The sequence below is a fragment of the Streptomyces sp. ISL-99 genome (genome assembly GCF_018614005.1).
GTDB classification, from domain to species: domain Bacteria; phylum Actinomycetota; class Actinomycetes; order Streptomycetales; family Streptomycetaceae; genus Streptomyces; species Streptomyces flavidovirens.
This window is the reverse complement of sequence record NZ_JAGGPC010000022.1, coordinates 332,855-358,317: the sequence shown is the minus strand read 5'-3', so window position 1 is coordinate 358,317 and position 25,463 is coordinate 332,855. Positions and strand designations below refer to the sequence as shown.

The 25,463-nt window shown below is 70.3% G+C and carries 23 protein-coding genes and 3 pseudogenes; 17 read left to right on the top strand and 9 right to left on the bottom strand.

What is annotated here, in order from left to right; translation table 11 throughout:
* Positions 1–22 precede the first annotated feature (22 nt).
* The 3 genes from J7E91_RS14515 to J7E91_RS14505 all read right to left on the bottom strand — a co-directional run bounded on the left by J7E91_RS14515 (position 23) and on the right by J7E91_RS14505 (position 1,790).
* Positions 23–349, bottom strand: a complete 327-nt coding sequence (locus J7E91_RS14515; RefSeq protein WP_214903371.1) for a GYD domain-containing protein — start codon at positions 347–349, stop codon at positions 23–25.
* Between the two features lie 96 nt (positions 350–445).
* On the bottom strand, positions 446–1,162 hold the full coding sequence (locus J7E91_RS14510) for a Fic family protein (protein ID WP_214903368.1): 717 nt from the start codon (positions 1,160–1,162) through the stop codon (positions 446–448).
* Entirely contained in the window at positions 1,149–1,790 is a 642-nt protein-coding gene (locus tag J7E91_RS14505; protein WP_214903365.1) for a hypothetical protein, read from the bottom strand. Before J7E91_RS14505 ends, J7E91_RS14510 begins: the two co-directional genes overlap by 14 nt.
* 196 nt (positions 1,791–1,986) lie before the next feature.
* On the opposite strand from J7E91_RS14505, the gene J7E91_RS14500 reads away from it, so the two are divergent.
* The 7 genes from J7E91_RS14500 (at position 1,987) to J7E91_RS14470 (ending at position 8,291) form a co-directional block, all read left to right on the top strand.
* Positions 1,987–2,814: an endonuclease I family protein gene (locus J7E91_RS14500; RefSeq protein WP_214903362.1), complete on the top strand. Its 828-nt coding sequence runs from the start codon at positions 1,987–1,989 to the stop codon at positions 2,812–2,814.
* A gap of 191 nt (positions 2,815–3,005) precedes the next feature.
* A complete protein-coding gene (locus J7E91_RS14495; protein WP_214903358.1) occupies positions 3,006–4,382 on the top strand; it encodes an ATP-binding protein in 1,377 nt (458 codons plus the stop codon).
* Entirely contained in the window at positions 4,379–4,813 is a 435-nt protein-coding gene (locus J7E91_RS14490; RefSeq protein ID WP_214903355.1) for a roadblock/LC7 domain-containing protein, read from the top strand. Before J7E91_RS14495 ends, J7E91_RS14490 begins: the two co-directional genes overlap by 4 nt.
* On the top strand, positions 4,810–5,169 hold the full coding sequence (locus J7E91_RS14485; RefSeq protein ID WP_214903352.1) for a DUF742 domain-containing protein: 360 nt from the start codon (positions 4,810–4,812) through the stop codon (positions 5,167–5,169). The genes J7E91_RS14490 and J7E91_RS14485 overlap by 4 nt, the downstream gene beginning before the upstream one ends.
* On the top strand, positions 5,147–5,755 hold the full coding sequence (locus tag J7E91_RS14480; protein ID WP_214903349.1) for an ATP/GTP-binding protein: 609 nt from the start codon (positions 5,147–5,149) through the stop codon (positions 5,753–5,755). The genes J7E91_RS14485 and J7E91_RS14480 overlap by 23 nt, the downstream gene beginning before the upstream one ends.
* Complete coding sequence (locus J7E91_RS14475; RefSeq protein WP_251015619.1) at positions 5,752–7,176, top strand: cytochrome P450; 1,425 nt, start codon at positions 5,752–5,754, stop codon at positions 7,174–7,176. The genes J7E91_RS14480 and J7E91_RS14475 overlap by 4 nt, the downstream gene beginning before the upstream one ends.
* Positions 7,158–8,291, top strand: coding sequence for a cytochrome P450 (locus tag J7E91_RS14470; protein ID WP_308376531.1), 1,134 nt, complete (start codon positions 7,158–7,160; stop codon positions 8,289–8,291). The genes J7E91_RS14475 and J7E91_RS14470 overlap by 19 nt, the downstream gene beginning before the upstream one ends.
* 67 nt (positions 8,292–8,358) lie before the next feature.
* Here the strand turns inward: J7E91_RS14470 and J7E91_RS14465 are convergent, their stop codons facing one another.
* Positions 8,359–8,571 (bottom strand): hypothetical protein, encoded by a 213-nt coding sequence (locus tag J7E91_RS14465; RefSeq protein WP_214903343.1) that lies wholly within the window; start codon positions 8,569–8,571, stop codon positions 8,359–8,361.
* A gap of 223 nt (positions 8,572–8,794) precedes the next feature.
* Positions 8,795–10,369: pseudogene (locus J7E91_RS14460) on the bottom strand (RICIN domain-containing protein); the annotation flags it as partial.
* Between J7E91_RS14460 and J7E91_RS14455 the strand changes: the two are divergent.
* Positions 10,361–11,233: a substrate-binding domain-containing protein gene (locus J7E91_RS14455; RefSeq protein WP_308376517.1), complete on the top strand. Its 873-nt coding sequence runs from the start codon at positions 10,361–10,363 to the stop codon at positions 11,231–11,233. The pseudogene J7E91_RS14460 and the gene J7E91_RS14455 sit on opposite strands and share 9 nt — an antisense overlap.
* A 5-nt stretch (positions 11,234–11,238) precedes the next feature.
* Here J7E91_RS14455 and J7E91_RS14450 read toward each other — a convergent pair whose 3' ends face one another.
* Positions 11,239–12,315, bottom strand: coding sequence for an alginate lyase family protein (locus J7E91_RS14450; protein WP_214903340.1), 1,077 nt, complete (start codon positions 12,313–12,315; stop codon positions 11,239–11,241).
* Positions 12,316–12,321: 6 nt separating this feature from the next.
* Here J7E91_RS14450 and J7E91_RS37315 point away from each other — a divergent pair, with 6 nt between their 5' ends.
* Positions 12,322–12,498 carry a hypothetical protein gene (locus J7E91_RS37315; protein ID WP_214903337.1) on the top strand — a complete coding sequence of 59 codons (177 nt, stop codon included), beginning with the start codon at positions 12,322–12,324 and terminating at the stop codon, positions 12,496–12,498.
* A 111-nt stretch (positions 12,499–12,609) separates the two neighbouring features.
* Here J7E91_RS37315 and J7E91_RS14440 read toward each other — a convergent pair whose 3' ends face one another.
* Together J7E91_RS14440 and J7E91_RS14435 are read right to left on the bottom strand one after the other, a co-directional pair.
* Positions 12,610–15,477 (bottom strand): beta-L-arabinofuranosidase domain-containing protein, encoded by a 2,868-nt coding sequence (locus J7E91_RS14440; protein WP_214903335.1) that lies wholly within the window; start codon positions 15,475–15,477, stop codon positions 12,610–12,612.
* A 148-nt stretch (positions 15,478–15,625) separates the two neighbouring features.
* Positions 15,626–16,054, bottom strand: a complete 429-nt coding sequence (locus tag J7E91_RS14435) for a VOC family protein (RefSeq protein WP_214903332.1) — start codon at positions 16,052–16,054, stop codon at positions 15,626–15,628.
* Between the two features lie 324 nt (positions 16,055–16,378).
* On the opposite strand from J7E91_RS14435, the pseudogene J7E91_RS14430 reads away from it, so the two are divergent.
* A pseudogene (locus J7E91_RS14430) lies at positions 16,379–17,625 on the top strand (cobalamin-dependent protein).
* Positions 17,626–17,671: 46 nt separating this feature from the next.
* On the opposite strand, the gene J7E91_RS14425 reads toward J7E91_RS14430, so the two are convergent.
* On the bottom strand, positions 17,672–18,220 hold the full coding sequence (locus J7E91_RS14425) for a GNAT family N-acetyltransferase (RefSeq protein ID WP_214903329.1): 549 nt from the start codon (positions 18,218–18,220) through the stop codon (positions 17,672–17,674).
* Positions 18,221–18,292: 72 nt separating this feature from the next.
* On the opposite strand from J7E91_RS14425, the gene J7E91_RS14420 reads away from it, so the two are divergent.
* The 7 genes and pseudogenes from J7E91_RS14420 to J7E91_RS14395 all read left to right on the top strand — a co-directional run bounded on the left by J7E91_RS14420 (position 18,293) and on the right by J7E91_RS14395 (position 25,457).
* Positions 18,293–18,421, top strand: coding sequence for a hypothetical protein (locus tag J7E91_RS14420; protein WP_374224697.1), 129 nt, complete (start codon positions 18,293–18,295; stop codon positions 18,419–18,421).
* Positions 18,418–19,695, top strand: a complete 1,278-nt coding sequence (locus tag J7E91_RS14415) for an MFS transporter (RefSeq protein WP_214903326.1) — start codon at positions 18,418–18,420, stop codon at positions 19,693–19,695. Before J7E91_RS14420 ends, J7E91_RS14415 begins: the two co-directional genes overlap by 4 nt.
* The gene (locus J7E91_RS14410) at positions 19,692–20,501 is read left to right on the top strand and encodes a class I SAM-dependent methyltransferase (RefSeq protein ID WP_214903323.1); all 810 of its coding nucleotides are present in this window, start codon (positions 19,692–19,694) and stop codon (positions 20,499–20,501) included. Before J7E91_RS14415 ends, J7E91_RS14410 begins: the two co-directional genes overlap by 4 nt.
* A gap of 116 nt (positions 20,502–20,617) precedes the next feature.
* Entirely contained in the window at positions 20,618–22,195 is a 1,578-nt protein-coding gene (locus J7E91_RS14405) for an ABC transporter substrate-binding protein (protein WP_214903502.1), read from the top strand.
* Complete coding sequence (locus J7E91_RS14400; RefSeq protein ID WP_028812586.1) at positions 22,192–23,145, top strand: ABC transporter permease; 954 nt, start codon at positions 22,192–22,194, stop codon at positions 23,143–23,145. Before J7E91_RS14405 ends, J7E91_RS14400 begins: the two co-directional genes overlap by 4 nt.
* Entirely contained in the window at positions 23,142–23,927 is a 786-nt protein-coding gene (locus J7E91_RS35945) for an ABC transporter permease (protein ID WP_251015618.1), read from the top strand. Before J7E91_RS14400 ends, J7E91_RS35945 begins: the two co-directional genes overlap by 4 nt.
* Positions 23,924–25,457: pseudogene (locus J7E91_RS14395) on the top strand (ABC transporter ATP-binding protein). The gene J7E91_RS35945 and the pseudogene J7E91_RS14395 overlap by 4 nt, the downstream one beginning before the upstream one ends.
* The last annotated feature ends 6 nt before the right edge of the window (positions 25,458–25,463 follow it).

Here is a 25,463-nt window from a genome sequence, read left to right as displayed (position 1 = left end):
CCCCATAACCGCGGCTGCAGTATTAGGCGCCAGGCGGTCGGTACTGGATCTGGTCGGCCTTGCGCAGGGCGTCCATCGTTTCGCCAACGGTCAGCAGGACTGTCGTTTCGAACGAGCTCAGCGCGCCGCCTCCCGTAATCGCCAACGCGACCGCGGCCATGGAAACGTTGTCGGGGGCTTCCCAGAGGGTATATCCGTCGTGTCTGCCGAAGGCGTACCAGAATCCATGAAGCTTTCCCCCGACCGACTCGACATATGCTTGCGCGGCCTTTCCGCGGTCTTCTGGATTGCCGATCAGCCTGGCCCAGGTTTCCGGCGTGTAACTGAATCTCGTGAGATAGAGGGGCATCATGTCTCCCATTCGCCGGTGACGTACGGCTTGCCATGAGGCGTCGAACTCTAACTGGCGGAAAGCAGACGAGGCGGGTTGCAACGCGTCTGCGTGTTATGCAATTACTCCATAAAGCGACGCAGCAGCGTCCGCATCCTCAGCATGATGTTGCGTCCGCAGTCCGGGAGCAGCAGTCGTACGGTGGGGCGGGCGGGTGATGAGCCGGTGTGTCACGTGGGCGAGTTCGGCCGCCGCGTCGGGATCGTCGGCGTAACGGGCGACCGTGAGCGGGGCGACCCAGCCGAGCACGATGTCCTCGGCTGCGAGCAGGTGGCCGAGCGCGAGCAGCGCGGCGCGGCCGTTGCCGTCGTCGAAGGGATGGAAGAAGGCGACGTCGAGGTACAGGCGGGCGGCCCTCGCGGGCAGCGGTACGGCCGGCTCGCGGCTCTGGGCGAGGCAGGCGGCGAAGCGCCGCTCGGTGTCCCCGTGCAGCCCGTACCGCTCGCGTCCCCCCTTGGCGAAGGCCGTGCCGGTACGGAACGCTGCTTGCGGAACGCCGAGTACGGTCCGCTGCCAGCCGGCGAGCCGCTCGAAGTCCAGGCAGCGGCCGGCGCACGCGTCGGCGTACGCCTGCCGCCAGGCCGCCCCCAGCCGCTCGGCCCGCTCCTCGCCCCGCGCGGGCCCGGACGCGGCCGCGTGGTCCGCGATGCCGTCGCGGGCGGCGCGTACCGGGCCGGTCACCTCGGGGCAGGCCCGGGCCCAGTCCACCCGCTCGCGTACGTCCTGCCACACCAGCAGATCATCGGGGGTTCCGGCGTCAGCGGTCCGCATGGGCGGCGATCCGCTCGGCCACGTCACCGACCAGCAGCGGCCCCGGATCCGTCCAGCTCTCGAACCGGCCTCCGACGGCGTCCTCCACCAACTCTTCCGCCCGCCGGGGCGAAACGCCGTTGCTCTCCAGGTACCAGCGCAGGACCAGCTGGCAGTGCCCGTACCAGCCCGCCTCGCAGGAGGTGCGGTCCAGCACCACGGTCGCCAGCCGGGCCGTCGCCCGCTCCCACGCCCATTGCCGGTCCTCCGCCGAGGCGTCCGGGGCGGGGGAGAGCCGGTCGAACTTCTCGGCGAGCTCCTGCAGCCAGTCCCACCACTCCTCGAGCGAGTCCACGACCCGGTCCGGGGTCTCCTCCTCGGTGGTGACCGAATGGGACGGGCAGCACCAGGCCGCGACCGGACCGCCGAAGTGCGTCGAGTCGTTCCAGCCGACGACCCAGGTGCCGAACCGCTCGGCCAGCGCCCGGGTCACGGCTTGCTCGTAACGGAAATCCCACGTCCGTCCGGCGTCCTGATCCGGCATCGGTACCGCGGCGACGACGTCGTACGCGACGTCCGCGTCGAACGTGCGGCCCGCCGGGTCCAGGTCTGCCCATGTCTGGTTCCGCAGCCACAGCCCTTCTTCCACGCGAGCAGCCTGCCATACCGGACTGCTCGTCGGTTACTCGCGCGTACTGAAGGTCACTTGGCCGATGGTGAACAGTTGTGATCTTTAATTGTGGTTGTTCCGTGGATGTCATCCGAGGTTGCCCGTCGTATGGCAGGGTCCGACCACCGTCGTGACTGCCCGCCTCGTCGGGCACCCGTGAGAGGTCACCATCCCCATGTCCCGTCGCACCAACCCGAGATGGGCCGCCGCCTTGGTCGCGGCCGCTTTCACAGGCATGGCCGCAGCATCCCCCACGCAGGCCCGCCCCGCCGTTTCGAGTGCCGTCAACCGGGCAACCGCCGTCGCCGCGGCCTCGGACGTCAGCTCGTACTACGCGGCCGCGGACGGCAAGACCGGTGCCGCCCTCAAGAGCGCACTGCACACGATCATCAGCTCACAGTCCACGGTGTCGTACGACCAGGTGTGGACGGCGCTGAAGAACACCGACCAGGACCCGGCCAACACGGCCAACGTCATCGAGCTGTACACGGGCAAGTCCATCGCCAAGACCCGCAACGGCGGCAACACCGGCGACTGGAACCGCGAGCACGTGTGGGCCAAGTCCCACGGCGACTTCGGAACCACCACCGGACCCCGCGCCGACCTGCACCACCTGCGGCCCGAAGACGTCACCGTCAACAACATCCGCGGCAACAAGGACTTCGACAACGGCGGCAGCACCGTGTCCGGCGCGACGGGCAATTACACCGACGCCGACAGCTTCGAGCCCCGTAATGCCGTAAAGGGCGACGTGGCCCGCGTGATCCTTTACATGGCCGTACGGTACGACGGCGGAGACGGCTTTGCCGACCTCGAACCCAACGACCGGGTCGGCAACGGCTCCCTTCCGGCGATCGGCCGCTTCAGCGTCCTGAAGCAGTGGTCGCTCCAGGACCCGCCGGACACGTTCGAACAGCGCCGCAACGAAGTCATATACAGCACCTACCAGCACAACCGGAACCCGTTCATTGACCACCCCGAATGGGTCGAGTCCATCTGGTAAGCACCGCCCGCCGTTCAGCATGGACGTCGCGCGAGTATGGCCTGATACGTAACGCAACTTGAAGCCGCCTGCCATTCCTAGGATGATCGGCGGCTCCAGTGCCCCTGGTGGGCGCGGGAGTTCGGATGATTCCCCCGGCATCGCGCTGACCCCGTCCTTTGCTCCACCTCGCCCCCCTTCATGAGGAATTGATGACCCAACACATACTGGAGGCGGTGATCTGGTGCCTTGCAGCCGGTGCGCTCGCAGGCTTGGTCCTGTTGGTACGCCAACGCCGGCTCACCGCCGCTCTGCGCCGACGCCTGACGGCGCTGGAAGACACCCTGCGCGCCCGTGACGCGGAGGCCGCCCACCTGGTAGAGGCCCGTCTCTCCTTCTTGGCCCAGGCGCATCAGCAGCCCGTACCCGTGCCCGGCCTGCTCGACCCGCGGCTGGCCGCGACGGCGTACGGACAGAGCCTGCAGCAGGTCCAGGACCTGTTCACCCAAGCTGTCGACACGGCGCGGGCCCGAGCCGACCAGTCGGCGAGAGCGACGCTCAAGGCGGCCATGCGCGCACTCCAAGCCCTGGCCAATGAACAGCAGCTGTCCATCTCCGAGATGCAGGACCGGCACGACAGTCCCGATGTGCTCCAGGACCTGCTGGAGATCGACCACGCGAATTCACAGTTCGGCCGCAGGGCGCAGGCCATCGCCGTTCTCTGCGGGTCGTGGCCGGGGCGGCAGCGGGTCGCCTCGCCGCTGATCGACGTCGTACGCGGCGCCACCTCGCGGATCCGGGACTACCGGCGTGTCGTGGTCCACTCGCGGGTCGACATGGACGTGGTGAGCCGCGCGGTGGAGCCGGTGGTCCTCGCGGTCGCCGAACTCCTGGACAACGCGGCACGCCACTCGCAGCCCAACACCACGGTCGAGGTCAGCGTCCAGCCCGCGCACAACGGCGTCTGTGTGGTCATCGACGACGCCGGAGTCGGCATGGACTCGCGCGAGGCCGAGGAGGCGGGCCGGCGCCTGTCGGGCCGTGAGGACATCGACATCAACCGGCTCGGCGACCCGCCGCAGTTCGGCTTCGCCGTCATCGGTGTGCTCGCCGCCCGGTACGGCTTCACCGTCTCGGTCGACACCCGGTCGCCCTACGGGGGAGTACGCGCTGTGCTGTTCCTCCCCCATGAACTCCTCAACCGCGTACGCGCCCCCAGGACGGCGATTCCCCCGGAGGCCGAGTCGGCCCCCGCTCCGGTGTCTGCGCCGGTGTCCGCTCCGGCCGCCGCTCCCCGGGCGGACCACACGTCCCGTGCTCCGGAAGCCCGGCCGGGTCCCGAGAAGGAGCCCGCTCCCGTGACCGCTCAGGCGTCCACCACAGGTGGCCTGCCCAAGCGCCGCCGCCGCGCCGCCGCCCAGGACCACGCGGCGGGCGACCAGGCATCCGCCGCCGCGCCGCCGCCCGGCGCCGGTCACACCCCGGCCCGCCCGGCCGCCGAGACCGCCACCCGCATGGGCGCGTTCGCCCGCGGCACCCGATTCGGGCGCGCCGCCTCGCAAGACGATGAAGGGAATCCGCAGGGATGAACGACCATATGGCCAACGAGCTGGGCTGGATGCTCGACGAGGTCCTCAAGGTCCCGGAAGCCCGCCATGCGATCCTGCTGTCCGCCGACGGCATGCTCCGGGCGCATTCCAAGGGCATCGCGCGCGACGAGGCGGAACGGCAGGCCGCAGCGCTGTCCGGGCTCCAGTCGATCAGCCGCAGCACGGCGGAGTTCTGCGCCCAGGAATCCTCCCCGTGGCAGCAGACACTCGTCGAGTTCGCCGACGGGTACGTCTTCCTGGTGGCAGCGGGGGCGGGCGCGTACCTGGCTGTCTCCGCCACCCAGAACGTCGACATGGAGGCGGTCACCTATGGAATGCACAAGCTCGTCGACCGGCTGGGCAAGGAACTGACCAGTCCGCCCCGCCAGGACGCGGTACCGGCCCGGCCAGGCACCAGCCGTACCGCATGAGCCCACCCCACCGGCGTGAACGCGGACTCGTGCGCCCCTACGTGGTGACGGACGGCCGTGCGCATCCGACGCGCAACACGCTCGACCTGGTGACGCTCGTGACGGCTGCGGCCGACCGCCCGCTCGGCGGCCTGAGTCCGGAGAAGCGCCGCGTCATGGAGCTGTGCCGGGGAGGAGCCCTGTCGGTCGCCGAAGTGGCAGGGCACCTGGCGCTGGCGATCAGCGTCACCAAGGTCCTGCTCAGCGACCTGATCGACAGCGGCCACATCTCCACGCGGCCCCCCATCCCCAGGGCCCAACTCCCCGACGACCAGCTTCTGCAGGAGGTGCTCGATGGTCTCCGCTCCAGGCTCTGACCAGGTCGGCCAGGTGTATGTCTCCGACACGGTCAGGGCCGCGGTCAAGATTCTGATCGTGGGTCACTTCGCGGTCGGCAAGACCACGTTCGTCGGCACGCTGTCCGAGATCCGGCCGCTGCGTACCGAAGAGACCATGACGCAGGCCAGTGAGCTGATCGACGACCTGGCCGGGAGTCCGGACAAGACCACGACCACCGTCGCCATGGACTTCGGCCGTCTCACCCTCAGCGAGCGACTGGTGCTGTACCTGTTCGGCGCTCCCGGGCAGAAACGCTTCACCTCGCTCTGGAAAGACATGTTGAACGGGGCCCTGGGCGCACTGGTGCTCGCGGACACCCGGCGACTCGACGAGTCCTTCGACATCATGGGCCTGCTGGAGGAGCACGGCATGCCGTACGCGGTCGCCGTCAACCGGTTCGACGACGCACCGGTCTTCCCCGTGGCGGAAATACGCGAAGCCCTCGATCTCCTCCCCGAAACCCCCCTCATCACCTGCGACGCACGGGACGCCGCATCCTCCACCGAGGCGCTGATCTCCCTTGTCGAGTACCTCCAGACCCGCACCTCTCAGGAGCACCGATGACCACTCCCCAGCCCGCGCCGGGCACCGCACCGCCCGGCTGCCCGGCGCACGCGGGCACGGCCGCCGCTCGTACGGCTGAGTCGCTGTACGGACCGGAATTCGCCGCGGACCCCGCCGCGACGTACGCACGGCTGCGCACGCACGGCACCGTCGCACCGGTGGAGATCGCCCCCGGCGTCCACGCGACGCTCGTCACCGGCTACGAGACCGCCCTGGAGGTGCTGCGCAGCCCGGACCGGTTCTCCAAGGACCCGCGCAGGTGGCGGGCCCTCGCCGACGGGACGGTGCCCGCGGACAGCCCTGTCGTACCGATGATGATGTACCGGCCGAACGCGTTGTTCACCGACGGCGACGAGCACGCGCGGCTGCGTGGCGCGATCACCGACAGCCTGAGCCGCGTCGACCCGAACGCGCTGCGCGGCTATGTCGAGCACAGCGCCGACACCCTCATCGACCGGTTCGGCCCCAGGGGGCAGGCCGATCTCCTCGGCGAGTACGGGGCGATCCTGCCGCTGCTCGTCTTCAACCAGCTCTTCGGCTGCCCGCCCGACATCGGAGACAAGCTGGTCGAGGGCATGTCCGGGATCTTCGACGCCAATGCCGACTCCGAGAAGGCGAACGCGGTTCTCACCGAGGGCGTCGCCGAACTCGTCGCTCTCAAGCGGGAGCGGCCGGGAGCGGATGTGACGTCCTGGCTGATGGCCCATCCCGCGCAGCTCACCGACGAGGAGATGATGCATCAGCTCGTGGTCCTCATGGGCGCGGGCACCGAACCCCAGCAGAACCTCATCTGCAACGGCCTGCGGCTGCTGCTGTCCGACGACCGGTTCGGCGGCGACCTGGCCGGCGGCAGCCTGCCCGTCGAGGACGCGCTCGACGAGGTGCTGTGGACGGACCCGCCGATGGCGAACTACGCCATCCACTACCCGCTCCACGACCTGGAGCTCGACGGAACCGCGCTGCGGGAGGGCGAGCCCGTCCTGGTCAGCCTGGCAGCGGCGAACACCGACCCGGCCCTGGCCGGTGACCGGCGCGGTGGCAACCGGGCGCACCTGGCGTGGAGCGCCGGCGCGCACACCTGCCCGGCGAAGAGCCCCGCCCGGCTGATCGCCGCGGTCGCCGTGGAAAAACTCCTCGACCGGCTTCCGGATGCCGAACTCGCCGTCGGGGTAGGCCGCTTGGAGTGGCGGCAGGGGCCCTTCCACCGGGCTCTGGCCGCCCTGCCTGTGCGCTTCCCACCGATCAGCGTGCCGGTCGTCACCACGGACGAGACCCCTGGAGCCAGTACATGGAACACGAACCCCGCCCCCTCGTCATCGACGTCTCCGGCGCGGACATCCACGCCGAGGGAGCCCGCATCAGGGAACGGGGACCGGCGGCGCTGGTGGAACTCCCTGGCCAGGTGGTGGCGTGGGCAGTAAGTGACCACGCGCTGCTCAAGGAGCTGCTCACCGACCCTCGCGTGTCGAAGGACCCCCGCCGGCACTGGTCCGCGTGGATCAACGGGGAGATAACCCCCGAGTGGCCGCTGTTCACCTGGGTCGCCGTGACGAACATGTTCACCGCCTACGGAGGCGACCACCGGCGGCTGCGGAAGCTGGTCTCCACGGCCTTCTCCGCGCGCGCCACCGAGGCGCTGCGCCCGCGTATCGAGCGTATGGTCGCGGACCTGCTCGACGGCCTCGCCGCCACGCCTCAGGGGGAAGCGGTGGATCTGCGCGAGGAGTACTGCTATCCGATCCCCATCCAGGTGATCTGCGAGTTGTTCGGTGTCAGCGACGAGGGCACGCGCAAGGAACTGCGCCGTCTCGTGGACAGCATCTTCAACACCGCCGCCACCGCGGAGGAGGCCGCCGCTACCTTCCAGGACATCCACACCGTCCTGTCCGACCTCGTCGCCCTCAAGCGGCAGACACCGGGCGACGACATGACCAGCGTCCTGATCTCCGCCCGCGAGGAGGACGGCTCCCGGCTGTCGGAGGCCGAACTGGTCGACACCCTGCTCCTGGTGATCAGCGCCGGGCACGAGACCACGGTCAACCTGCTGGACAATGCGGTCCACGCACTGCTCACCCATCCGGACCAGCTCGAACTGGTCCGGACGGGCAGAGCCACCTGGAACGACGTGATCGAGGAGACGTTGCGCGTCGACTCGCCGGTGGCGAACCTGCCCCTGCGCTACGCGGTGGAGGACATCGAGACCGGGGGAGTGACCATCAAGAAGGGCGAGGCGATCCTCGCCGCGTACGCCGCCGCCGGGCGCAACCCCGCGCTCCACGGCGAGGACGCGGACCGGTTCGACGTAACCCGGCTGAACAAGGAACACCTCGCGTTCGGACACGGCGTCCACTTCTGCCTCGGAGCACCGCTGGCCCGGCTGGAAGCCCAGATCGCCCTGCCCGCCCTCTTCGAGCGCTTCCCCGAACTGGCGCCTGCCGCCCCGGCGGACAGTCTGCTGCCCGTGGCGTCGTTCATCTCCAACGGCCACCGCAGCCTGCCCGTCCACCTCACCGGCGGAACGCCGCAGGGCGGCTGACGTCGCCTCCGCAGGCACTGAGCAGAGGTGAGGAGGGTCGCGTGGAGCGACCTCCTCACCCTTGGCCTCAGCGCCCGTGACCGCGGACCGCCGAGCCGAAGGCGGTCATACAGGTGGGGCAGTAGCGTTCCGCGGCTGCCTCGATCTGGGCGAGCAGTGCTGCGGGGGAGGGGTGCTTCAGATGGCGCCCGCACAGCGCGCTGGCGGCCACATCCTTGCGGATGACATGCCAGACAAGTTCACCTCTGCCGACTGTCGACTCGGCGCGCATCTCGTACATCGGCGTGCCTTTCTGCGCTCACGACTAGCGGGGACCGGCCCGTTCGCTGAGTCCATGAGAAGTCGTCGCGTCTGACGGGGCGAATCGGCGTAGGCCATCCGGAGGAAAATGAGAAACCGGAGGTTTCCCACCAGGGAGTACGCGCGCAGAAGCGCGTGATCGATGGCCGCGGCGACGCGCCTGTGTCTCCGCCGAGGACACTCGGCGGAGACACAGGCGCGTGTCAGGGGGTGTGGGCCGTTACGTCGGACACCTTCCAGCGCTGGTTGGGACCGGAATTCGGCGTCCACAGCGTCACGGCGGCCCCGTCGTGCGTGGCCTGGCCGCCCACCTCGAGCAGTCGTCCGGTGGCGGCGTTGACGAGGGTCCAGGTGCCGTCGCCGGTCGTCGACATGATCCACTGGGTGGCCCTGTCGCGGGGGCGGCTGTCGGCCTCCAGCACCGGGGCGCCGTCGCGCACGGCCAGGCGCTTTCCTTCCGCCGGGTTGGTGAACACGTACCGCTGCCGGTTGCCGGTGTCACCGCTGATCTGCCGCAGCTGCCACTGCTGGCCGGGGTCGGCCGTGTCCGTGCTCGCGGTCTTGATGACAAGGCTGGTGCCGTTGCCGGCGGTCGTGAGTGCCTTGCCGCTCTGGACGCCGGTCAGGCGGTACGTGTGGTCCTTCCGCAGCAGGGCCGCGTCCTTCGCGACACCGGAGACACCCTGCACGACGAAGGAGGTCACCGACTCGGCGGGCACGGTGAAGGTGGCCTTCCGGTCGCTGACCGCGACGGCCTCGTGCCGTTCGAGTTTGCCTGCGGCGCTGGTCACGACGGGGGTGACGGTGGCGTGGCGGGCGACGTGGCCGAACTTGGACAGGTCGACCGTGACCGTACGGGCGTCGGTGGTGCTGTTGACGTGGACGACCGTCGCCGCGTCGCCCTTCCTGGAGACGGCGGCGGCGCTGGAGGTGTCGTCGACGTTCACCAGCCGGTCACCGGGCTTGATGAAGTGGGTGAAGTTGCGTGCCGTGTCGAACTTCGTGTTGGTACGGATGGGACAGGTGGCGAGCGTGTCCTTCGAAGTACAGCTGAACGGAAGCTGGATGCTCCCCCAGTTGCCGCCCTTGGCCGACTCCCCGCCGGGCTTCATGTTGTCGTAGTCCTCGACGGGCTGCCAGAAAACCCAGGCCTTCGGCTCCAGTTCGCGCAGGTCGTCGACCATGCGGTGGGCCAGTCCGAGGCCCGGCCTCATATCCGTGAAGCTCTGCCCGTCGCCCCAGTCGCCCTCGACCTCGCTCATCGACAGCGGCTTGTCGTCCGCCTTGGCCAGGTCACGCACGGAGGTGCGGCCCGCCGTGCCATAGGTGTGGACGTTCATCTGGTCGACGAGGTCGCGCACTTGCTGCGGATACGTGTTCCAGTTCTGCGCGAAGATGCTGGGGTTGGTCTCGTCCATCGCGGAGATCTTCGCGCCGGTCCTCGACTGCCGCAGTGCCGGGGCCAGCGCGCGAAGAACCTTCTGCTGGAGCTCGGGGCCGATATGGGCTCCTTCCTGACGGCCGCCGACCGGTTGGCCGTCGGGTCCCAGGCGGGTGCTCCAGTAGTTGGTGTTGGGTTCGTTGAACGGGTCGATGGTGTCCACCTTGATGCCGTGTGCCTTCTCCAGCCGCTCGGTCGCCCCCGCCAGGTAGGCGGCGAAGTCGTCGACGGATTCGGGCTTGAGCTGGTCGGAGGTGGCGTTGAAGCCTCCGGAGACGTAGCCGCTGGTCGTCATGAACCAGGGCGGCGAGTTGCTGAACGTCTCCCAGTGGTCGATCGGCCCAACAGCGCCGCCCGGGCACTCAAGCGCGGCGAGTTCCGCACCATCGGCGTCATCACCTTCGGCCTGTCCACCACCGGCAACGTACGCACCCTTGAGGCCATCGCCATGTCCGCGGCGCACGAGGGCTATGCCGTCACGCTCCTGCCCGTCGCCGTCCCCACGCAGGACGAGGTGCGCGGTGCGTTCTCGCGGCTGGGGGAGCTGGCCGTCGACGCGGTAATTGTCATTCAGGAGGTGCACCTGCTCGATGCGGTGACCCTCTCCCTGCCGCTGAACGTCCAGGTCGTGGTGGCCGACTCGGACGCCGGCGACCGGTACACCGTGGTCGACACCGACCAGGCGGGCGGAACCCGTACCGCCGTACGCCACCTGCTGGACCTCGGCCACCGCACGGTCTGGCACCTCGCGGGCCCCGAGGAGTCCTACGCGGCGCAGCGCCGCACCGACGCCTGGCGCGCCGAACTCACCGAGGCGGGATGCACGCCGCCGCCTCTGGTGCGGGGCGACTGGTCGGCGGAGTCCGGCTACCGGGCCGGACGGGAACTCGCTTCCCGGGAGGACTGCACAGCGGTCTTCGCGGCCAACGACCAGATGGCGCTGGGGCTCCTGCGAGCCCTGCACGAGCGGGGCCGGAAGGTGCCGGAGGACGTCAGCGTCATCGGTTTCGACGACATCCCGGAGTCCGGCTCCTTCCTGCCTCCACTGACCACCGTTCACCAGGACTTCGCCGAAGTGGGCCGGCGCTGTGTCGAGGGCGTCCTGCGGCAGATGCGTCACGAGGCGACGGAACACGGCACCACGCTCGTCCCCACCCGACTGGTGGTGCGCGACAGCACCGCCCCGCCGCCACGGCGCTGACTGTCCTACTTGGCGTACATCAGTGTGCCGAAGCCCAGCTGATCGTAACCGCCGCTGTTGGGGCCGTAGTCCCCGCCGCCGCCCTCGGGGCGTACCTTCTCCGCGATGGCCGTGATGTACGGGACGGAGAGCCGGCGGCGCCGGGCGTAGTGGAAGCGGAGGAGGTCCCACACGGGGCGGACCTGGCCCCGGCCATGGGCGGAGATCACGGTCTGTTCGCGGTACGCGCACTTCGTGCCGGTGCCCCAGGTGTACTTGGTGAACGGCACGTCCTGGCCGAGGTTGTACTTGGCTACGTACTGGGCGGCCTTCATGAAGCGGTTGTCGTCGTAGCCGTACAGGTCGTCGCCCTGACTCCACGCCATCTCGCAGATCGCGCCCATCTGCCCCATGCCCATCATGGTGTGGCCCTGGTCGCGGCCGGACTCCTGCCACTGGGCGAGCCCGCCCGGGTGGAGGAAGGGGACGGCCTTCTTGATCGAGCCGTTGCCCGCGCCGTTCTTGAAGTAGTTCAGGGCCTGGTCGTACTTCGCCGTGTCGTCGCAGAGAATTCCGATCGCCATCACGGAGGCCATGTTGCACAGGTCCCAGTTGGCCCAGTAGTTGGTGATGCAGGCCCCGTTGTGCTGCGTGAGGAACTGGTTGTTGAGGGGGTAGAAGACCTCTCGCAGCATGCGCTGGAACCGGGCGAGGTCGAAGCCGGGGTAGCCGCGCATCAGCTCGGCGGCGTTGGCGAACTGGTAGCCGTAGATGCCGGCGGCCAGGAACCGGTCGGCGTTGCCGGTGACGGTGGTGAGCGTCGCCGACCAGGCGTTGAGGATGTCACGTGCCGCGTCGCCGTGTGCCCCGGTGCCCGCGACCTTCCAGCGCAGGGCGTTCTGGTAGGCGGCATGGATGTCGTTGAAGAGGATCGTGTAGTTCTGCCCGGTCCCGCCCCGGACGACCGTCGCCTGCGGGTTGGCCTTCCAGGTGGACTGGGCGTGCCGGTTGGCGGCGAGCCGGTTCCAGCCGGACAACCACGGCTGGGCGCCCGCCGCCACTCTCACCTTCGCGCGATTGAGTTCGCCGGACGTGTGGAGCATGCCCGGATGGGTGAACGTGCGGGCGGGCGCGGCCTCGGCCCCGGCGGCATCAGCGGCGCCGGCGGCATCAGCGGCGTCGCCGGAAAGGCGGCCGCCGCACCACCGGCCACGCCCGCGACCGCGAGCCCGCCACCGATCTGGAGGATGCTGCGGCGGCTCAGCGCGCGGTGCTTGTTGTCGTGACCCATGGGGGGGGCTCCTGTTGTCGCGGAGGGACGGAAACACTCAGGAGACGTGCGGGGAGACCCCCGGATAACAAAAACTCGGCGGCCTGTCCCATACGGGCCTGGCCGATCAGGACGACGCCGGGGGACCGCCCGGGTAGGAAGCCCTCTTCGCCGTACTCACCACCTTCCGGCCGTCGGCCGCGCCGAGCAGCCCCTCGGCCACCCAGGCGTTCACCGTGGACTCCACGTGTCGCACCAGGGCCGGCTTCGCGGTGAAGGGAGCCGCGGCCCAGACCTCGTCCAGGAGCGTGGTGCCGTCGGCCCGGGCAGGGTTGGCCACGCCGGCGTCGGTGGTGGCGAATACCACCTGCGGCTCGGCGCGCCGGAAGTAGGCGTGCGCCGGGTCCTCCGTCCCCTCGAAGAAGGGGGCGAACTCGACACCGTCGGGGGTGGTGTAGTGCAGCGGCTTGCCCGCCACGGGGGCGAGACTGGGCAGCAGGTCGCCGGAGAGCGCGGCGTTGCGGTAGAGCCCGATACGGAGGTATTCCGTGCGGGCGTCCCGGGCGACAAGATTGACCGGACCGTAGAACAGCGTCTGGACGGCCGGGTCGTCCAGGGCCTTCTCCACCCGCATCCGGAAGGGAACACTCACGCGTACGGTGTCTCCGTCGCGCCAGGTGCGGGACACGGTGAAGTAGCTTCCCGGGACCGGCGTACCCTTCACCGCCTTCCCGTTCACGGTCACCCGGAAGCCGTCCCGCGCCCAGGCGGGCACCCTGAGCAGCAGGTCGAAGGCGGCGGCTCTGCGGCCCCGGACGGTGATCGTGGTCCCCTGCTCCCTCGGGTACTCGGTCTGCTGGGTGACGGTGACGCCCTTCTGCGCCCAGGTGAGCGTGGTCGGGCTGTAGAGGTTGACGTACAGGGTGGAGCCGTCGGGCCGCGCGAAGTACACCGAGTCCTGGTACTTGGTGTGACTCTCCAGGCCGGTGCCCTCACAGCACGTCGTACCGGCCTTGGGGGTGTAGTCGCGCACGTGCCCCGGCAGCAGCCCGATGAAGTACGTGACGAGCGGCTTCTCCGCGTCCGGCCGGTCCTGCTTGGAGCCGAGGATCTGGTTGCAGAGCGCCCGCTCGTAGTAGTCCATGTACGCCGGGTCCTGCTCGTGGAAGAACAGCGTCCGGCTCAGCTTGAGCATGTTGTACGCACAGCAGGTCTCGGCGTTGGTGTCGCTGAGGGTTCCCGCGATGGCCCCGGGCGCCTTCCAGAACTCCGCGGTGCTGGTACCGCCGATGCCGTACATCCTGGTCGGGACGACCATGCCCCAGAAGTTCCTCGCCGCGGTGAGATACCGCTGCTCGCCGGTCTCGTCGTACAGCCGGACCAGCCCGGTGAAGACGGGGATGTGCTGGTTGGCGTGCATGCCGTTCAGGATGTCCGTGCCCGCGACGCAGGCGTCGATGAGCCGGTCGAGGTCGAAGAGCCTGGCCAGCGCCAGGTGTTCGGGCTTGCGGGTGACGGCGTACAGATCGCAGATCGCCTCGACGATGCCGCCGAACTCACCGCTGGAGAAGATGCCCCACATGCGCTGCCGCGTGGCGGCGGGCAGCTTGGACAGCCGGGAGTACATCCAGTCGCACATGCCGGTGGCGAGGTCGAGCGCCTGGTCGTCGCCGGCGTGGAGGTACGCGTCGAGGAGTCCGCGCAGGATTTTGTGGGCGGTGTAGTACGGCGCCCACACCACCGTGTAGTTGCCGGTGGTCATCGACTCCAGGGTGATGAACTGCGTCTCCGGGTACGCCGCGAGGAAACCGGGGTGGCTCGGCGCACCCCAGGTCCGGCGGAGGGTGGCGGGCCGGCCGTGGCCGGAGGCGTCGGCGAAGGTGCGGCCGCTCGTCTCGTCGAAGCGGTACGAGGCCACATCACCGGGGCCCGCCGAGGACTGGGCGGCGGGCCTGTCCTGGAGTTCGGCGATCTCGGTGGCGGTCAGCGCGCGCGACCAGATGTCGGTCTGGTCGAAGGCGCCCGCGAAGACGGGGTCGGCGGAGTGGTTCGACCGGCCGAGCCAGTTGTTCGCCAGGGTGCCGAGCGCCGCGGGGTTGAGGGTCGTGGCGGTGTTCCGGCCGACGGCGGCGCCGTTGACGTAGAGCGTCGCGGTGGTGCCGGTGAGCGTCACCGCGAGGTGGCTCCACCGGTTCAGGGGCAGCGGGGCGGTGCCGTTGATGCCTTGCTCGCCGGCGGGGCCGCTGGTGGTGAGGGCGAAGCGCGGATGACCGTTCGCGTTGCGGGCGGCCAGGTAGAGGTAGCGGGTGGTGTCGTTGCCGAAGTCGAAGACGCGTGCCCAGTTACCGTCGTGAGTGGGCTTCACCCAGGCGGAGAGGGTGACGGAGGACAGTCCGCCGAGGACGCCGGCGGGCAGATCGACGTACCTGTGGGAGCCGCGCACGTTCTCGGCGGCCGTACCGAATCTGCCGGGGACGCTGAGCACGGCCGGGTCGCGCCGCAGCGCGTCGCGGACCTCGGTCAGGGCGTCGGTCATGTAGCGGATCTTGTCGGAGTAGACCGCCTCCCCGGTGCTCGCGTAGGCCTGGGAGAGCATGGTGAGGAAGTGGCCCGTGTAGTGACCGCGGAGGTTTCCGTTCGCCTCGCCGTCGAGACCCTCCCAGCCGCCGGGGGCGACCGCGCCGCGGGTGGAGAGCCCGGCGTTGGCGCGGAAGACCTGCAACAGCCGGTCGACGTCGTAGCCACGGCCGTGGTCGAGCACCAGTCGGCGCCTGGCGGCGAAGACACCGTCGCCGCCGAGGGTCACGTCCTTGAGCGGGAACGGCTGGACCGTCCAGGCTGCCGGGGCCGGCAGCCCGGGCCCCGTTTCACCACCGGTGGCGAGCATCCGGGGCGCCCCGGTCGCCTGCCACCCGGGCAGGGACGACACCAGGGGCACCGTCGCGGCGAGTGTCGCGCCGCGGAGAAAGTTTCGTCGGTCGAGGGGCGGCGCCATGGACTCCTCATTTAGTTCGAGATATCGAACGTGGTTTGACCTGCCGATCGGAAAAGTAAGGCCATGGCGAGAACACGTCAACACTGCCGACGGCGGCGACCCGAGCCGTCCGGCAAGGTGGCTCGACGGATCGCCGCCGGACGGCCTGCTAGGGGCGGACGTAGGGCCGGGTCATGATCTCCATGTTGTGGCCGTCCGGGTCGGCGAAGTACGCGCCACGGCCACCGAAGAGACGGTTGATCCTGCCGGGTTCGGTGTGGCTGGGATCGGCGTAATAGGTGACTCCGACGGCCTCAAGACGAGCGGTCATGGCGTCGAACCGCGCGTCGGGCACGAGGAACGCGTAGTGCTGCGACTGGATCGGCTCGTCCCTCATCTCGTAGTAGTCGAGCGTCACGCCGTTGCCGAGGTCGACGGGAAGGAACGGCCCGAACGGGGCGCCGACCGTCAGCCCCAGGATCGCGGCGATGAACTCCGCCGACAGGTGCCGGTCACTGGCGTAGACCGCGGTGTGGTTCAGCTGTACGGCGGTCACCGGCCGCTCGGAGGCGTGCGGGTGCTGCTGTTCGTATGACATCAGTGGTGTGTCTCCGTGACGTTGGATCCGCTGGGACGGGGGCGCCGCACACGGGCGCCGGCAGCAAAGACACGGAGCAACGGCGGGGCTCTTGCCCGCCTCGCGCTCACGCCGAGGCCGGGACCCTCACTCGCGCATGGCCCATGGCCGACCCGGCAGTCACCCGAACAACCCTAGTGGCAACCATGGGCGCGGGGCAACGGTGGCGTGGGCGCGCGCTTGCCGGCGCGTGTGCGGGCTGCGGCGCGCCGCCGGAGGGAAGGCGGTCGTAAAGGGGCGAAATGGACCGGAGGGGCCATTTGATGCCGTCGGCTGGAGACTGAGATGCGCGTGATGCTCGTTCACCCGAGTGCGCTGATGTACTCGGAGATCTTTTTGCGGCTGGAGCCGCTGGGTCTGGAACGTGTGGCCGCGGCGGCCCGCGACGCGGGCCACGAGGTGCGAGTGGTGGACCTGCAGGTGCTCTCCCGCTCACTGCTCGACCGCGAGATGGCTGAATTCGCACCGGAGGCACGGGGCCTGTCGCTGCATTACCTCGCGAACATTCCCGAGGCGATCGAAATCGCCCACCAGGCCAAGGCGGAGCTGCCCGAGTGCTTCGTTTTCCTCGGCGGGCACAGCATCTCGTTCATCGCCGAACACGTCCTGGAACAGACCGACGGCGCGGTCGACGCGATCGTACGAGGCGAAGGCGAACCGGCCGTCGCCCCCTTGCTGGAGGCGGCACGCGACGGCGGGCTGAAGAGCGTCCCCGGCGTGGTCTGCGCCGAAGGCCGGGGACCTGCCCAAAGCTGCTGGACACCCTGGACGAGCCGCGGCCGGCCCGCGAACTCATGCGAAAGCGCAACCGTTACTTCATCGGCGAGCTCGACCCGTGCGCCTCGATCGAGTTCACCCGCGGATGTCCCTGGGACTGCTCGTTCTGCTCCGCGTGGACGTTCTACGGCCGCAGTTACCGCAAGGCGTCCGCGCAGGCCGCCGGGGCGGAGATGGCGTCGATCCGGGAACCGAACGTCTTCATCGTCGACGACGTGGCGTTCATCCGGCCCGAACACGGCCACGGCATCGCCGCCGAGCTGGAGCGCCGCCGCGTGGTGCGCGAATTCGCGCTCGCCGTACCGGAAATCGTGCACCTCACCGTCATGACGCCGTACCCCGGCACGGAAATCTGGCACACGGAAGCCCGCCAGCTCGCGACGCGTGACTACCGGCTCTTCGACATCCAGCACGCCGTCGTTCCCACCAAGCTTCCGCTCGACGTCTTCTACCGGGAGCTGGTACGCACCCAGGCGGTCATCAACCGCAAGCACCTCGGCCTGCGGACCGTCTTCGGGGCGCTCGGGGTGCTCGGCCGCAACCTCATGCACGGTCAGACCAACTTCGCCCGCATGCTCTGGAAGTTCGGCAGGGTCTACAACGTCGAACGTCAGCTCGCCGACCACCGGCGGCATGTGCGGTACGAACTGCCCCTGCCGCCACGCCGCGAAGCCCCTCCGGGCCGGCAGGACCTGTACATCCACACCAAGGCGGCCACCCACGCGCGCAAGCAGGCCGACCCCGAGCCCGGCTGAGGCAGCCTGCCGGGCGGTGGGCCAGGGGTGTGCCGGCGCGGCCGCGCTACGGCATCGGGATCTCGAAGTGCACGGTGCCGACGCCGGGGCCGTGTTCGCCCGTCGTGCGGGCGTCGAAGATCTCCTTGGCCATGCTGCGCCAGAAGGCCTCGGCGCCCTCCACGTCGACGTTGGTGTGCAGGTAGATGCTGTCGTAGCCGGGCGTCGCGGCGGCGAAGTCGCATGCCCGGCGCACCAGAGTCCGTGCCAGGCCGTGCCGCCGGTGCTCCGGCCGTACGTAGACCCGGACGAGCTGCGCGGTGGTACCCGAGGGGTAACGTTCGGCGAGCCAGCGGGGGTGCGGCGGATGGGCCGGCCCCGCCGACCGTACGCCGGTCGTCGCCACCACTTCACCGTCGTGCACGGCGACCAGCAGCAGGTGGCGGGGGTCGTTCAGGTAGGTGTTCTCGATGTCGACGACGTCACGGTGCCATGCGGGTACGTAGCCGTATCCGAAGTCCCGGTAGAAGGTGTCGAGCATGAGTTGCCGTGCGCCGTCGACGTCGGCCGGGGTGGCGGGGCGCACGGTGGGGGACAGGTGCGGGGGGTGGCTCATCGGGATTCTCCTGTTGCTCAGGTTGCTCAGGTTGCTCGGGGGTCAGGGAGTGGGCAGTCCGGGCCCGGCGCAATGGACGGGCATCGGCTGCTCGCCGAGGACCCGTGGACCGGTATCGGCGGCGCCGACGGCACCGTACGGACGAGCCGGAACCCCGGTCTCGGAGTACGTCCGCACGGCGCCGAGGAGGCGCGGGCGTGAAGACGTGGCACGAGATACGCGGCTTCCCGGTCGCGATCCGGCTCCTCCTGTTCAACCAGCTCGGCGTCAACACCGGCTTCTACCTGCTCATCCCGTACCTGGCCCTGCACCTGAGTGAGGACCTGGGGATGTCGGCGGCCGTCGTCGGCATCGTGCTCGGCGTACGCAACCTCAGCCAGCAGGGGCTGTTCCTCATCGGCGGATCGGCATCGGACCGGCTGGGAGCGCGCGGCGTCATCATCGCCGGATGCGCCCTGCGCACCGTCGGCTTCGGGCTGTTCGCGCTCGGCGACGGACTGCCCGTACTCCTCGCCGCTTCCGTGCTCAGCGGACTGGCCGGGGCGCTGTTCAACCCGGCCGTGCGGGCGTATCTCGCGCTGGAGGCGGGGGAGCGCAAGGCGGAGGCGTTCGCCCTGTTCAACGTCTTCGCCACGACCGGCGCCCTGATCGGGCCGCTGCTCGGCAGCGCCCTGCTGCTCGTCGACTTCCGAGCCTCCGCGCTCACCGCGGCCGGGATCTTCGCCGTACTCACGGTCGCTCAGGCGATGGTGCTCCCGGCCCGAAAGGTCACATCGAGCGGGAACAGCGTCCTCGCCGACTGGCGGGAGGTGGTCGGCAACCGGGGCTTCATGGCGTTCGCCCTGGCCATGGTCGGCCTGTTCACCATGGAGAACCAGCTGTACCTGCTGCTGCCGGACGGCGCCCGGCGGGCCACCGGCTGGGACGGCGCGGCCGGGCTCGTCTTCCTCGTCGGCACCCTCACCAACCTCTGGCTTCAGCTGCGCATCACCCGCGCGCTGAAGGCGCGGGGCAGCAGGGCGCGATGGATCAGCGCCGGACTCGCGCTGATGGGACTGTCCTTCGTACCGCCGATGGTGGTGTCGGGTCACGGGACGGCTCCCGACGGCCTCGCGGACGCGGCGCTGCGCGCCCTGCCCGTCCTGGCGGGCGCCCTGCTGCTCTACGTGGGCGTGATGATCGCCCAGCCGTTCGTGATGGAACTGATCCCCGACTTCGGGCGGCCGGAGCTCACCGGCACGTACTTCGGCCTGTTCTACGTGGTCTCCGGCATCGCGGCCGCCGTCGGCAACACGGTCGTCGGCTGGGCCATGGACGCCGGTGAGTACGCGGACGCGCCCTGGCTGCCCTGGGTGTGCTGCGTGGTGTCCGGGCTCGCCTCCGCGGGCGGCGTGGCCTGGCTGCACCGCCGCCGGATCCTTCCCGGCCGCCCCGTGACCGTACCCGTGACAGCACGAGAAGCGAGCGACGCATGACCACCACTGCCGCGAACACCGCCGCGAACCTGCTCACCGACAACCCCGAGCTGTACGAGGCCCGCTTCCCCGACCGCGAACGGATCGCCGGGCGCTGGGCCGAGGACTGCCTGCGGCGGTACGGGGCCGGCGAGCGCGTCCTGGACATCGGCTGCGGCACCGGCCGCGACGCCGCGCACCTGCACCGCGCCGGCCGGACGGTCACCGGCGCCGACCTGTCCGACGCGATGCTGGAGTACGCCCGCGCCCACCACCCGGGCCCCGAGTACGTCCGGGCCGACCTGCGCGAATTCGACCTCGGGCAGGAACCGTTCGACGCCGTGGTGTGCCTGGACAGCGCGCTGCTGTACTGCCACACCAACGACGAACTCGACGGGTTCCTGGCTTCCTGCCGGCGCTGCCTGACGCCCGGCGGCCTGCTCGTCGCGGAGATGCGCAACGGAGCCTTCTTCCTCGGCCGTACGGAACTGCTCGACGCCCCGGCCACCAACGGCTTCACCTGGCAGGGCACCGCCTACCGCTCCACCACCACCCTGTACGTCGACCGGACCGCGCAGCTCCTGCGCCGCACGCGGACCTGGACCGCCGACGACGGCTGCCCGCCGGTCGAGCAGCGATCCGCCTGGCGGCTGCTCTTCCCCCAGGAACTGCGCCACGTCCTGACCGCCCACGGTTTCGAGGTGCTCGCCCTGTACGACGGGCCGGGCCCCCGCACCGAGCCGCCGTGGCGGGAGGGCGACCTCCCGGCCGAGACCGCCGACGCGGACCGGCTGCACCTCGTGGCCCGCCTGACGCACCACCGCTGACCCCACGCGCCCGCCCCCCACGCCTTCATTCCGCTCACACCACCAAGGACACCGCCATGAACGACGTCCCCATGAACGACGTGCCCATGAACGACGTCCCCATGAACGACGTCCCCATGAACGACCCCCGCTTCCCAGGTCTGCGGCGCCGCGGCTTCCTCGCCGTCGCCGGCGGCGCGGCCGGGCTGGGCGCGCTCGCCCTCACCGGCTGCGCCGGCTCCACTACCGCCGGCGCCCCGGGCAAGGCCGACGGCAAGCCCAGGCGCGGCGGACGACTTCGCGCCGCCTTCGCCGGCGGGGGCGCGAGCGAGACCCTCGACCCGCACCTGAGCAACCTCTTCGCCGACGTCGCCCGCGCCAAGGCCCTGTTCGACAAGCTCGCCGACTACGGCCCCGACCTGTCCGCCCAGCCGCGCCTCGCCTCCAAGTGGGAGCCGAACGCGGGCCTCGACCGCTGGAAGGTCACCCTCCGGGAAGCCACCTTCCACAACGGCAAGCCGGTCACCGCCCAGGACGTCCTCTACAGCTACCGCCGCATCACCGACCCCAAGAAGGCGTTCCGCGCCAAGGCTTCCCTGGAGCCCATCGACCTCAGGGCGAGCCGCGCCGTGGACGAGCGGACCGTCGAATTCGTCCTCAAGCGCCCCACCGCCGAATTCCCCAACGTGCTCGCGGCATTCGGCGCGTACATCGTCCCCGAGGGCGCCCAGGACTTCGACAAGAAGCCGGTCGGCAGCGGCCCCTTCCGTTTCGTCTCCTTCGCCCCCGGCAAGTCGGCCGTCTGCAAGCGCAACGAGGACTACTGGGACGGCGCCCCGTACCTCGACGAACTCGAATTCATCGTCGCCAACGAGGAGTCCGCCCGTATCAACGCCCTCCTCGGCGGCCAGGTCGAGTACGCCCACGAACTCAACCCCACCACCGCCCGCGCCCACGAGGACCAGGGCCAGGTCCAGATCGTCCGGCTGCGCAACAGCGCCATGCAGTCGTTCGCGATGAAGACCGACCGCAAGCCCTTCGACGACAAGCGGGTACGTGAGGCGTTCTTCCTGATCGCCGACCGCAAGGAGCTGGTCGACGGCGCCCTGTCCGGCGCCGGCGAGATCGGCAACGACCTGTTCGGCAAGGGATACGAGTACTACGCCGACAGCCTCCCCCAGCGTGAACAGGACATCGACCGCGCCAAGGCACTCCTGAAGCAGGCCGGTGCCGCGGACCTCAAGGTCACCCTCGACACCTCGCCTGTCGCCGCCGGATTCCCCGAGGCCGCCGCCATCTTCCGCGACCAGGCCGCCAAGGCGGGCGTCACGGTCCAGATCAAGACCGGCAGCAAGGACAGCTACTGGAAGGACATCCTCGACTCCGGCACCCTCTGCTCCTACCGCTCCGGTGCCATGCCCATCGAGGCACACATCTCCCAGCGCCTGCTGACCGGCTCCACCACCAACGCCACCAAGTGGCAGCACAAGGACTTCGACGACCTGTACCAGCAGGCGCAGTCCACCAAGGGCAAGAAGCAGCGCACCGCCGTCTACGAGCGCATGCAGCGCCGCCTGTACGCCGAAGGCGGCTTCCTGGTCTGGGGCTTCGCCGACTGGATCCTCGGCACCGCCCGCAACGTCCGGGGCGTCGAGGCCAAGGCGCCCGCCAACTCCCTCGACTGGGCCCGCTTCGACAAGGTCTGGCTGGCGTGAGCGGACTGCGATCCTGGGTCGCCCGGCGGCTGCTGTTCGGTGTGGTGCAGACGGTGGCCGTCGTGCTGCTCGTCTTCGCCCTCACCGAGGCGCTGCCGGGCGACGCCGCCGTCGCCCTCGCCGGGGACCAGCCCGACCCCGAGCGCATCGCGGCCATCCGTGAGGCGATGGAGCTGGACCGGCCCGCGCACGAACGCCTGGCCGACTGGGCGGCCGGTCTGCCGCACGGCGACTTCGGTACGTCCCTGGCCTCGGGGCGGCCCGTCAGTACGTACATCACGGACGGCTTCGGCCCGACGCTGCTGCTCGCCGCCCTCACGGTGGCGCTGCTCGTCCCGGTCGGCGTCGGCCTCGGTGTGCTGGCCGCCCGCCACGAGGGGAAACTCGTGGACCGGTTGGTCAGCTCCGTAACACTGGGCGTGTACGCCGTACCCGAGTTCGCCTTCGGGGTGCTGCTCATCACGGTCTTCGCCCTGCGCCTGGGCTGGCTGCCGCCGACGGCCGTCGGATACGGCACCGACCTGCTCGCCCACCCCGCGGCCCTGGTGCTCCCCGTCCTGGTCCTGCTGTCCCGGCCGGTGTGCTCCCTGGCCCGCCTCGTACGCGCCGGCATGATCGACGCACTGGCCTCCCCGTACGCCGCCCAGGCCCGCCGCTACGGCGTACCGGGCGCCCGCGTCCGGTACGGACACGCCCTGCCCAACGCCATCGCGCCCGCCGCCCAGCAACTCGCCCGCACCATCGACTGGCTGCTGTGCGGGGTCATCGTCGTGGAGGCGCTGTACGTGATCCCCGGACTCGGCACCGTCCTGATGAACGCCGTCGCCGAACGCGACGTCCCCGTCGTCCAGGGCCTCGCCGTCGTCTTCGGCGTCACCACCGTCGTCCTCAACCTCGGCGCCGACCTGGTCGCCCGCCGCTTCGCGCCACGGGCGGAGGTGGCCGCATGAAGCCCCGCTTCGCGCTGGGCGCGCTGATCGTCGGCGTACCGCTCGCCCTGGCCCTGCTGGGGCCGCTGTTCGCGGGCGATCCGGGGCCGCGCGCCGCGTCGTTCACCCTGGACGGCGGGCACTGGCTGGGCACCGACTTCGTCGGCCGGGACGTGTGGTGGCAGGTGCTGTTCGGCGGCCGGTCGGTGGTGCTCGTCGCGCTCGCCGCGACCGTACTCGCCTACCTGGTCGCGCTGCCCGTCGGGCTGGCCGGCGCGCTGACCCACCGCACGTGGCTGGAAGAACTGCTGATGCGGCCCCTGGACGTGCTGCTCGCCGTGCCTTCGCTGCTGATGATCCTGCTCGTCGCCTCCGTCTTCACGCCGGGGGCGGTGGGCCTCGCGCTGCTGGTGGCGCTCGTCAACATCCCGGACGCCGCCCGGATCGTCCACGCCGCCGCGGCCGAAGCGGCCTCGCGCCCGGCGGTCGAGGCTCTGCGCATGCAGGGCGAGACGTGGTGGCGCACGGCGGTCGGGTACGTCGGCAGGTCGGTCGCCCGCACGCTGGCCGCAGACGCGGGCGTACGGCTCACCGGGGTCCTGTACCTCGTGGCGACCGCGGAGTTCCTCGGCGTCGGCGTCGAACCGGACGCCGCCGACTGGGCGGTGATGGTGGACCGCAACCGCACCGGGCTGTTCGTCCAGCCCTGGGCCGTGGTCGTGCCCGCTCTGCTGATCGTCGCCCTCACCATGGGCGGCAACCTGCTCGTCGACGCCGTACTGGAGAAGAGGAAGCGGACGTGAACGCGGTCGCGGAGATCAAGGACTTGCGCGTGGAGGTCGGCGGCCGGGTGATCGTCGACGGAGTGAATCTCCGGGTCCTCCCCGGCAGGATCACCGCCCTGGTGGGCGCGTCCGGCAGCGGCAAGACGACGACGGGCCTCGCGCTCCTCGGTGAGTACCCGGCGGGCGCCCGCGTGACCGGCGACGTACGCGTGCCCGACGGCCTGGTGGGCTACGTGCCCCCAGCACCCGGGCGCCGTCCTGAACCCCGCGCGCCGGATCGGCGCGCTGCTGAGGGACATCGCCCGTACGCAGGTACGGCGCCTGCCCCGCGGCGAGCGCCGGGCCGCCGCCCGGGAGCGCATCCTGCGTGCCCTCTCCCTGGCCCAGCTCCCGGACGCCGAGACGATGCTGCGGCGCTACCCTCACCAGCTGTCGGGCGGCCAGCAGCAGCGCGTCGTCCTGGCGCAGGCGCTGCTGCTGGGCGCCAGGGTGGTGGTCGCGGACGAGCCGACCACCGGCCAGGACGCTCTGACGAAGCGGCGCATCGTCGACCGGCTCGCCGCCGTGGCCAGGGAGGGCATCGCTGTTGTCCTGCTCAGCCACGACCTGGACGTCGTACGCGCACTCGCCGACGAGGTTCTGGTCATGCGCGACGGACACGTGGTGGAGTCCGGGCGGGCGGAGCGCCTGTGGCTCGCACCGCGGCATCCCTGGACGGCCGAACTCCTTGCGGCGGAAAGCACCACCGGCCCCGTGGAACCGACCGGTGAGGGCAGCGTCGTACTCCGGACGCTTCCCCTCACCGCCCGGCACGGCAGGACGACGGTGCTCCGGGCCCCCGCACTCACCCTCCGCGCGGGGGAATGCCTGGCCGTCGTCGGCCGATCGGGCAGCGGCAAGACGACCCTGGCCCGGTGCCTGGCGGGCCTGCACCGGGACCACGACGGCGAGATACTCCTCGACGGCGCCCCGCTCCCGCGCAGCCTGCGTGACCGTACGCGCCGGCAACTGGCCGCTGTGCAGTACGTCTTCCAGGACGCCAGGGCGGCGTTCGACGAGCATCGCCCGGTCCTGCACCAGGTGGCCCGCACGGCGGTGCGGCTGCGCTCGGTGCCCGAGGCGGATGCCCTGACCGAAGCCCTGGCCACCGTCACCGGCCTGGGCTTGACCGAAGAGCTGGTACGGCGCCGCCCCGCGCAGCTGTCCGGAGGCGAGCTCCAACGGGCCGCGCTCGCGCGGGTCCTGCTGGCCCGGCCCCGAGTGCTGATCTGCGACGAGATCACGTCCGGCCTCGACACGGTCACCCGGCGCGGCATCCTCGACACGCTCGCCGGCCTCCTGCGCGACTGGCACGACCTGTCCCTGGTCCTGATCACCCATGACCTGGACACAGCCGCGCTGGCCACCCGGATCGCCGTACTGGACGCCGGCGACCTCGTCGAAGAGGGCCCGGCGCGGCAGATCCTCACCTCGCCCCAACACCCGTTCACCGTCTCGCTGATGGAGACCACCGCACGACTGACGGCGCGGAATCGAACGCTCACCTAAGCTACG